The sequence below is a fragment of the Robinsoniella sp. genome (genome assembly GCF_034124845.1).
The window spans coordinates 1-3,371 of sequence record NZ_JAWYAJ010000497.1 but is presented as its reverse complement, the minus strand read 5'-3'; the positions used below and the strand labels follow the sequence as shown (position 1 = coordinate 3,371).

Below are 3,371 nucleotides of genomic sequence, written 5' to 3'. Positions count from 1 at the left end.
CTGAAGAAGAGCGGCTTAAAAAAATCAAAGGATGGGATAAAGCCGTAAAGTATGCCTTTGGGTGGGCGAAAGAGGAATAGGGTTTTAAAAAAAATATTCTTTTCCCTATTGACAATACGTGTATGATTGTATACAATGATACAAAATAAACCCTTAGGAGAGATTGAATCATGGATAATCGACGCGTTAAAATGGATTCCCACACAAACTTGCTGCAGTTAGAAGAGCATATGTATCATTTAGTTGACGTAGAAACGCCAAATGTATTTCGTAACCTGTTTCCTTATGATGAAGTGCCGAAGATTGCCTTCAATGACCGTATCGTGCCCCACCACATGCCGGAGGAAATCTGGATTACAGATACTACGTTTCGTGATGGGCAGCAGTCCCGCGCACCTTATACCACAGAACAGATTGTGACATTATTCGATTATTTTCACAAACTGGGCGGACCAAACGGTAAGATTCGTCAATCCGAATTTTTCTTATACAGCAAAAAGGACAGGGACGCTGTCTATAAATGTATGGAACGAGGGTATAAATTTCCGGAAGTCACCAGCTGGATCCGCGCCAGCAAAAAAGATTTTGAATTAGTCAAAGATCTGGGAATGAAAGAAACCGGTATACTGGTGAGCTGTTCGGATTACCATATCTTCTACAAAATGAAGATGTCAAGAAAGCAGGCTATGGAACATTATCTCAGCGTTATCAAGGAATGCCTGGAGACCGGTGTCAGTCCAAGATGTCATCTGGAGGATATTACCCGTGCCGATATTTATGGTTATGTAATTCCCTTCTGTCTGGAATTAATGAAACTGATGGAAGAATATCAGATTCCAATTAAAGTACGCTGCTGTGATACCATGGGCTACGGCGTGAACTATGCCGGTGCCGTGATTCCAAGATCCGTACAGGGAATAATTTATGGTATCATGACACATGCAGGCGTGCCTTCTGAATTAATTGAGTGGCATGGTCACAATGATTTTTATAAAGCGGTGAGCAACTCTACAACTGCATGGCTGTACGGTGCTGCAGGTGTAAACTGTTCCCTGTTTGGAATCGGGGAACGTACCGGAAATACACCAATCGAAGCAATGGTCTTTGAATATGCACAGCTCCGGGGAACTCTGGACGGTATGGATACCACTGTTATTACGGAAATGGCTGATTACTACCAGAGAGAGATCGGCTACCACATTCCTTCCAGGACACCGTTTGTAGGACAGAATTTTAATGTGACAAGAGCCGGAATCCACGCTGACGGACTGTTAAAAAATGAAGAGATCTACAATATATTTGATACGGAAAAATTCCTGAACCGCCCGGTACTGGTTGCTGTTTCCAATACATCCGGACAGGCTGGAATTGCACATTGGATGAATACATATTACCGTCTGCCGGAAGAAAAGCGCTTGTCAAAGGACACACCTCTTGTGGAAATGGTTAAAACCTGGGTGGATAAAGAGTACGAAGACGGCCGTGTAACAGTAATTACAGACAATGAACTGATAAAAGTCATTGATGACTGTTGCAAAAAATTGAATTTTGTTTTAGTATAGTAGGCAGGGCAGGAGGAAACATTTTGAGTAATCATGAAATGCTTAAAGAAGTAAATGATAAATATTCGCTTCGTGGAAGAGTGTTCCACACCATACGGGAAGATATTTTAAATGGAAGATACCGGCAGGAAGAAGAACTGCGGGAAACAGCCATTGGAGCTGAGCTGGGCGTAAGCCGCACTCCGGTGCGGGAAGCCTTAAGGCAGCTGGAGCTGGAAGGCCTGGTAAAGATCGTACCCAATAAAGGTGCTTATGTGACCGGAATCACTCCCGCAGATGTGAAGGATATTTATATGATCCGTGCAAGGCTGGAAGGGCTGTGTGCCAGAATGGCGGCAGAGTCCATTACTCCAAAAGAGCTGGAGCATTTGGAAGAAATCATAATGCTGGCGGAGTTCCATGAGAAACAAAAGCATTATGAGCAATTATTTTCGTTAGACAGCAAGTTTCATGAAACTTTATATGAAGCCTGCCAGAGTAAGATGCTGGAACATTTGTTGTCGGATTTCCACCACTATGTACAAAGAGCCCGCAAGCTGGCGCTGAAGCATCAGGAGAGAGCAGAGAAATCAACATACGAACACCGACAGATATTGGAAGCGATTCGTGAACGGAATCCGGATAAAGCAGATGAACTGGCTACGCTGCATATTATGAATACAATTCATAACATGAATCATTACAAGATAGAAAACATTTTAGATGAAAATGGAGGACAAGCATGAGCAAAATTCAGATGAAGACACCGTTGGTAGAGATGGATGGAGATGAAATGACCAGAATTCTTTGGCAGATGATCAAGGATGAGTTACTGAATCCGTTTATTGAACTCAATACTGAATATTATGATTTGGGACTGGAACACCGCAATGAAACAGATGATAAGGTGACATTTGACAGTGCGTATGCAACGAAGAAATACGGCGTAGCAGTGAAATGTGCAACCATTACGCCAAATGCTGCCAGAATGCCGGAATACAATCTTAAAGAAATGTGGAAAAGCCCTAATGGAACCATCCGTGCAATCTTAGACGGAACGGTATTTCGTACCCCGATTATCGTAAAAGGAATTGAACCATGTGTGAAGAATTGGAAAAAGCCCATCACAATTGCCAGACATGCTTACGGAGACGTATATAAAGCTACGGAAATGAAGATACCGGGAGCAGGTAAGGCTGAGCTTGTCTATACAGATCAAGACGGCAATGAATCCAGAGAGCTGATTCATGATTTCACAGGGGCAGGCATCCTTCAGGGCATGCACAATGTAAATGATTCCATTGAAAGTTTTGCTAAGAGCTGCTTTAATTATGCCCTTGACACCAAACAGGATCTCTGGTTTGCAACCAAAGATACAATTTCAAAGAAGTATGACCATACATTTAAAGATATCTTCCAGGAAATCTTTGATGCGGAATATGCGAAAAAGTTTGAAGAAGCAGGTATTACCTATTTCTATACACTGATTGATGATGCGGTTGCCCGCGTTATGAAGTCTGAGGGCGGTTACATCTGGGCCTGTAAAAATTATGACGGTGATGTAATGAGCGATATGGTTTCCTCCGCTTTTGGTTCCCTTGCAATGATGACCTCTGTACTGGTATCTCCGGAAGGCTTTTTTGAATACGAAGCTGCGCATGGTACCGTTCAGAGACATTATTACAAGCACTTAAAAGGTGAAGTGACTTCCACAAACTCCGTTGCCACCATCTTTGCATGGACTGGTGCACTTCGTAAACGTGGTGAACTGGATGGTAATAACGAATTGATGGAATTCGCTGACAAACTGGAAAAAGCCACGGTAAAGAC

3 protein-coding genes are annotated in these 3,371 nt (G+C 42.8%); all 3 read left to right on the top strand.

All coding sequences use genetic code 11. The annotated features are described in order from the left end of the window. Window positions 1-170: 170 nt before the first annotated feature. Complete coding sequence (locus ACH2DQ_RS24565) at window positions 171-1,562, top strand: 2-isopropylmalate synthase (protein ID WP_394915771.1); 1,392 nt, start codon at window positions 171-173, stop codon at window positions 1,560-1,562. Between the two features lie 23 nt (window positions 1,563-1,585). Then, the gene (locus ACH2DQ_RS24560; protein ID WP_027293906.1) at window positions 1,586-2,287 is read left to right on the top strand and encodes a GntR family transcriptional regulator; all 702 of its coding nucleotides are present in this window, start codon (window positions 1,586-1,588) and stop codon (window positions 2,285-2,287) included. Further along, window positions 2,284-3,371: NADP-dependent isocitrate dehydrogenase (locus tag ACH2DQ_RS24555; RefSeq protein WP_395028583.1), on the top strand; the 1,088-nt coding region annotated here is incomplete at its 3' end. The genes ACH2DQ_RS24560 and ACH2DQ_RS24555, both read left to right, overlap by 4 nt.